The sequence below is a fragment of the Oleiphilus sp. HI0123 genome, assembly GCF_001635315.1.
In genome coordinates, this window is record NZ_LWGE01001366.1 from 1 (window position 1) to 6,169 (window position 6,169).

5 protein-coding genes are annotated in these 6,169 nt (G+C 47.9%); all 5 read left to right on the top strand.

Annotated features, from left to right (window positions below; genetic code table 11):
- Positions 1 to 927 (top strand): tRNA 2-selenouridine(34) synthase MnmH (mnmH, locus tag A3761_RS17155; protein ID WP_068750573.1); only part of this gene is annotated, 927 nt, incomplete at its 5' end.
- Positions 924 to 1,775, top strand: a complete 852-nt coding sequence (locus tag A3761_RS17160) for a putative selenate ABC transporter substrate-binding protein (protein ID WP_068513588.1) — start codon at positions 924 to 926, stop codon at positions 1,773 to 1,775. The genes mnmH and A3761_RS17160, both read left to right, overlap by 4 nt.
- 1 nt (position 1,776) lies before the next feature.
- Positions 1,777 to 2,532: an ATP-binding cassette domain-containing protein gene (locus tag A3761_RS17165; RefSeq protein ID WP_068513591.1), complete on the top strand. Its 756-nt coding sequence runs from the start codon at positions 1,777 to 1,779 to the stop codon at positions 2,530 to 2,532.
- A gap of 3 nt (positions 2,533 to 2,535) precedes the next feature.
- The gene (locus A3761_RS17170; protein ID WP_068513593.1) at positions 2,536 to 4,032 is read left to right on the top strand and encodes an ABC transporter permease; all 1,497 of its coding nucleotides are present in this window, start codon (positions 2,536 to 2,538) and stop codon (positions 4,030 to 4,032) included.
- 249 nt (positions 4,033 to 4,281) lie between these two features.
- Positions 4,282 to 6,169 (top strand): selenide, water dikinase SelD (gene selD / locus A3761_RS17175; RefSeq protein WP_068750575.1); only part of this gene is annotated, 1,888 nt, incomplete at its 3' end.

The following is a 6,169-nucleotide window of genomic DNA, read 5'->3' on the forward strand; positions in this document are numbered from 1 at the left end:
CAGGATAGTGCCATTGAACTAGGACACGAGCTGGTATGTGGCGAAAATAAAGCCCAAAAGCTTGAGGCCTGGTTGGCTTTTGCTAAACAGAACCCCCAGGGCTATTTGTATTGCTTTCGGGGTGGTTTGCGATCAAGAACCACACAAGGCTGGATTAAAGACGTAGGTGTGGATTACCCCTTGATAAAAGGCGGCTACAAAGCCATGCGTCGTTTTCTGATTGACGAAATGGAAACGCAAATCAGCGAGCTAGACTTCACCGTTATTAGTGGCCGAACGGGCACCGGTAAAACACGCGTTTTGAAGCAGTTCAATAATTACGTCGATCTAGAAGGCTTGGCTCATCATCGTGGTTCTAGCTTTGGTCGAATGTTGACCCCTCAACCTAGCCAAATAGATTTTGAAAACAAACTATCCATCGCCCTATTAAAAGCGCGCCATCAAAATAGCGGCACGGTATTTCTGGAAGACGAAAGTCGTTTGATTGGCCGTTGTGCTTTGCCTTTGACTTTGAAAGACCGCATGTCTGCTTGCCCTTTAATTGTCTTAGAAACGCCTTTGGAAGAACGAATCGATGTAGTGCTTCAAGACTATGTGATTGATATGACCGAAGCCTACTTAAGCCGGGACGGTGAAGAGCAGGGCATTGAGAATTTCTCTAACTATCTGTTTGAGAGTTTAGGGAGAATAGAACGCCGCTTGGGTAGCGAGCGAAAGAATCATCTACAGCAAATGATGGCACGAGCGATCAAACAACAATTTTCTGCTTCAGAATCTGATGAGGCTTACGGCCTTCACCGGGAGTGGATCGAACATTTACTAAAAGATTACTACGACCCAATGTACGATTATCAGCTCTCAAAGAAGGCTGAAAGAATTGTATTGCGGGGAAGCAAAGACGCACTATTGGAGCACTACTCAAAATGAAATTATTCAGTACCTTGATCATATTGTTTAGCCTAGCGGTGAGCGCGCAGGCGAAAGATTTTACCTTTACCGCCATCCCTGATCAGGACAGCACCCAGCTTGAGCAGCGCTTTGGTGCAGTGTCTGAGTACTTAGGGAAGGCCTTAGGCATTGAGGTACGTTATGTGCCGGTTAAGTCTTATGCGGCTGCAGTGACAGCATTTCGAAATGATCAGGTTCAATTAGCCTGGTTTGGTGGTTTGTCGGGTGTGCAGGCGCGCTTATTAGTGCCAGGCTCCCAAGCGATCGCACAGGGAGATGAAGACCGCTTCTTCAAGACTTACTTTATTGCGCATCATTCTACAGGTTTAAAAAAGAGTGATGAATTCCCAAAAGGTATTGCTAACAAGACACTGACCTTTGGTTCAAAAGGTTCAACATCGGGTCGCTTGATGCCTGAGTTTTATATCCGTCAACACCTTAATGATGCGCCTGATGCGTTGTTCAAACGTATAGGTTTTAGTGGTAATCACTCACGCACAGCCGCTTTGGTTAACTCAGGTGCCTACGAAATTGGTGTGTTGAGCTACAAGGTTTGGGAAAAAGAGCTAGCCGCAGGTAAGATTGATCCAAAAAAGGTTCAGGTTATTTGGGAAACACCTCAGTACCAGGATTACCAGTGGAGCATACGCGGTGATGTGGACGCGCATTGGGGTGAAGGTTTTGGTGGAAAGATTAAACAAGCCTTGTTGAATATGAAAGACCCTGACTTGCTAGCGCGTTTTCCTCGTAAAGCCTTTATTGAAGCGAAGAACGAAGATTATCAGGCAATTTTGGATACCGCTAAAAGCATTGGTTTGATTGACTAATATGCTTGATACGGGGGCACCGACAAAAACCATATTTCATCTCTCCAAGCAGGATTTAGCGTGGCAAGGTAATACCGTGCTGCGTGACTTGGAGATAGAAATTAAGGCCGGTGAAAAAGTCGCACTGCTTGGCAAGAGTGGTGCAGGTAAAAGTACTTTACTCAAAGCACTATACCAGCTGCGCCCCGATGATATTGCCTTCTGTCAGCAGGCGCCGGCTTTGGTCCCCAGTTTATCTTTGTTCCATAACATTTATATGGGGCAGTTGGATAAGCACAATTTTCTCTATAACGCTTTGAATTTGTTTTTTCCTCAGAAGGCGGTTCAAAAAAAGGTAGCCTTGCTTGCACAATCTTTAGGTTTACAAGAACACTTGAAAGCGCGTGCCGAGACCTTATCTGGCGGTCAGCAACAGCGTGCAGCATTAGCTCGAACGCTGATCCAGGAACGGGATATTTTTCTCGGCGACGAGCCGGTTTCTGCGGTGGATGAGCTACAAGCCGAGCGCTTGATCGCTAAGATCATCTCTTCTCACCAGAGCGTTGTTTTAGCACTCCATAATACCGAACTGGCCGTGAAATACTGCGATCGTATCATCGGCTTGAAAGGCGGTGAGTTAGCGATAGATTGCCAAGTTGCCGAACTGGACTCAGATAAGCTTCGTCAAATCTATTCCGATTTCGATACCCAGCAGCCCACCGGCGAACATGATAATACGCCGGTGCCTAAGCATCCTGACTTAAAGCTCTGTCGTTAAGCTATGTGGACGCTTAATCGAGTCAGCTCCGGCTTTTTGTTTCTGGCGCTTATTTGCCTTTGTTTTGCCGACCTTGAAATCATTACAGCAGACCCTTGGGGAGAGCTAGGTCGTATTGCTCAGGGTTTTGTCAGCCCGTCTTTTTTCTCTTGGTATGAATTGCTGGTCAGCTTGCTGAACACCTTGGCTTTTGCCTTGGTCGGTGTGGCGATCTCTTCTGTATTCGGCTTGCTGTTGGCGCAATGTTTTCAGCATCGTTTGGTCCGTATTGGCTGTGCCTTTATCCGTTCAATTCATGAAATTTTTTGGGCTTTGCTGTTTTTGCAGTTCTTTGGCTTGTCGACGCTGACTGGCTTGTTGGCGATTATCATTCCTTTTTCTGGCATCTTCGCCAAGGTCTATGCCGAGATTTTGGAAGAAAGCGATCGTGCGCCGAATGATGCCCTGACCCACCAGGCACAAGGCTCGTTTTCGGCTTTTCTTTACGCGCGCTTGGCGCAGGCTTGGCCGCAAGTCGTGTCGTATACGCGTTATCGTTTGGAGTGCGGTATTCGAAGCAGCGCGATACTTGGTTTTATCGGCTTGCCTACGCTGGGCTTTCATCTCGAAAGCTTCTTCAGTGAAGGCGAGTACGATCAGGCCGCGGCAGTGCTCTATGTCTTCTTTTTTGTCATCGCCAGCTTAAGATTCTGGAGTCATCGTCGTAGCTTATTGCTGCTATTGCTAGTCGCGGTGGTGTGGTTATCGACTCAATTGAATTTATACCTGAGTACACAGACCGATCTGATATGGCGCTTTTTAAGCTACGATATCCTGCCTGAACCCTTAAAAGGGGCTGAAACTCTTTGGCAGCTAGAGGCTTGGTATGCGACATGGGACTGGGCTAGCTTTCTGATACAGCAGCAGGTGGCCGAAGGCGTTTGGAATACCTTATTACTGACCATGATTTCATTGGTGGGCAGTGGCATCTTAGCCTTAGTCATGTACCCCTTTATTTCACCCTTATTTTTGAACAAAGGCAGCCGTTATCTGTCACACTTCTTGTTAGTCGTTTTGCGCTCTATACCTGAGCTGATGTTGGTGTTTGTTTTACTGATTATGATGGGTCCCTCGATGGTGCCCGCGATCGTGGCTTTGAGCTTGCACAATGGTGCGATTATCGCGCATTTGATTGGCAACGCATCACGCAACCTTAAGCTAAGACAAGACGCCCCGAAAGGCATTAATCTATATTCCTACGAAGTCACGCCCAGATTATATCGGCCCTTTTTGGCCTTTTTGTTTTACCGCTGGGAGGTGATTCTACGAGAGAGTGCCATACTGGGAATTCTCGGCGTGCATACCTTGGGTTTTTACGTCGACTCGGCCTTCGAAGAGTTGCGCTTTGATCGCGCCTTGTTTTTAATTTTAGTGACGGCATTGCTGAATATTCTTGTCGATACCTTATCACGCGGTATTAGGCGAAAGCTGCGGCTCAATGCCTTGCCGGATATGCGTTAGTGTAAGAGGAACAGTCCCGTTATAGGGTGCGCCGTGCGCACTGGCGGAGTAGTGGCATTCAAGCTTATATTTAACAAATAACAATGACTGTAGGCAGAGGGTTCTATCCCTCGCTCGATCAACCTCGTGCTAGCCTTCATGCGAGCCGTGGAAGGCTCTGCCTACAGGTTTAGGGCACTAAAGAGGGAGCGATAACGAATGATTACCATTGATTACCGCCTCTCTTAAAGAGCTGGATTAGGAATAAACGTGAAAAAAAATGAGACAAATACTGATACACCCATTAGCCAAGACTTGGTGTTAATCGGTGGTGGCCATGCCCACGCTATTGCTCTGAGCATGTTGGCCAAGCGTCACCTACCTGGTGTGCGCATTACCCTGATTTCCAATTCAGTACTCACACCTTACTCAGGTATGCTGCCTGGCTTGATTGCCGGGAACTACGAGCATGAAGACGTGCATATCGACCTGGGCGCAGCGTGTCGAAGTTTTGGGGTGCGCTTTATTGAAGATAGCGTGACAGGCCTCGATCTTGAAGCGAAAACCATCTTCTGTCAGCAGCATCCGCCGTTTTCGTACGACGTATTGTCGATAGATATAGGCTCTTCTCCAGACTTAAAAAACATACCAGGCACTAAAGAGTTTAGCGTTGGTGTGAAACCTGTTGATCGCTTTCTCGCTCTCTGGCATGACTTGCAGCAATCCCTACTGAGTAAGGAACTCACTTCGCCGGTAGATATTGGTATTGTCGGCGGTGGTGCCAGTGGTGTTGAAGTTGCGCTAGCGATGCAGCACAAACTTAAGTGTGCGCTAAAATACCGAAAGACGAGCTTTGAGCAACTTCGCTTTCACGTGGTCTCGGGGAGTGACACGATACTGCCCAGCCACAATGCCAAAGTGCAGCAGCGCTACCAAAAGGTATTGGATAAACGTGGGGTGCAGGTTCATCATGATTTTCGCGTGTCTAAAGTTGAAGAAGGGTGCTTGGTCGATGCGCGAGACGCTGAAAACCCGAGGGAACTAAGCTTAGACAAGATTATTTGGGCAATATCGGCGTCAGCCCCTGAATGGCCGAAAGCCGCTGGTTTAGCCTGTAGTGAGCGGGGCTTTATAGAAGTGGATGCTTGTTTGCAGTCAGTTTCTCATCCTAATGTTTTTGCCTCGGGTGATATTGCTGATGTGCTGGATCACCCACGGCCTAAAGCCGGTGTATTTGCTGTGCGCCAGGGTAAACCCTTGGCTGATAATCTTGAAAAAGCCCTACGTGGTGAGCCATTAAAAGCCTTTGTCCCTCAGAGCAAGTTCCTGAGTTTAGTGAGTACTGGCGACAAAGCTGCAATTGCCTCTAGAGGTGACTGGGCAATGTCGGGCGCATGGGTATGGCACTGGAAAGATTCAATCGACCGTAAATTTATGCGCCGCTTTAGTGAACTTGCCAAGCCGATGATCCCCGCTGAAAATGCGAGTGTGGATGCTGAGCCGATGAGTATGCGTTGTGGCGGTTGCGGTGCCAAAGTGGGGCAGCCTATTTTAAATCGCGTGATTGCCCAGCTTTCAACACGTTATGAGGATAAGGCGAAGGTAGCACTGTCCCAGCCGGATGATGCCGCCGTTTTGGCCATTCCTGCCGATAAATTATTAGTCCAGTCTGTCGATGCTTTTCGACGTTTCATCGATGATGACTACCTCTTTGGCCAGATTGCCGCGAACCATGCCTTGGGTGATATTTTTGCCATGGGAGCAACGCCCCATAGCGCCCAAGCTTTAGTGACCTTACCTTTTGCGAGTGAAGAAAAAGTTGAGCAGCAATTGCTTCATCTGATGCTTGGCGCGAGCAAGGTTTTTGATGCGTGTGAGATGCCCATTGTTGGGGGGCATACTGCAGAAGGTGCTGAACTAAGCCTTGGCTTTACCATTAATGGTCTAACCGATGAAAACCAGCTTCTAACCAAGGCTGGGCTTCAGCCAGGTGATAAATTGATTCTAACTAAAGCGCTGGGAACAGGGGCTTTATTTGCAGGGGATATGCGAGGCTTGGCGAAGGGGCCTTGGGTGAAATCGGCGATTGAAATGATGCTTCAGTCTAACCAAAAGGCGAGTCATATCCTCTTCAACCATAGGGCGAAAGCTTGTACCG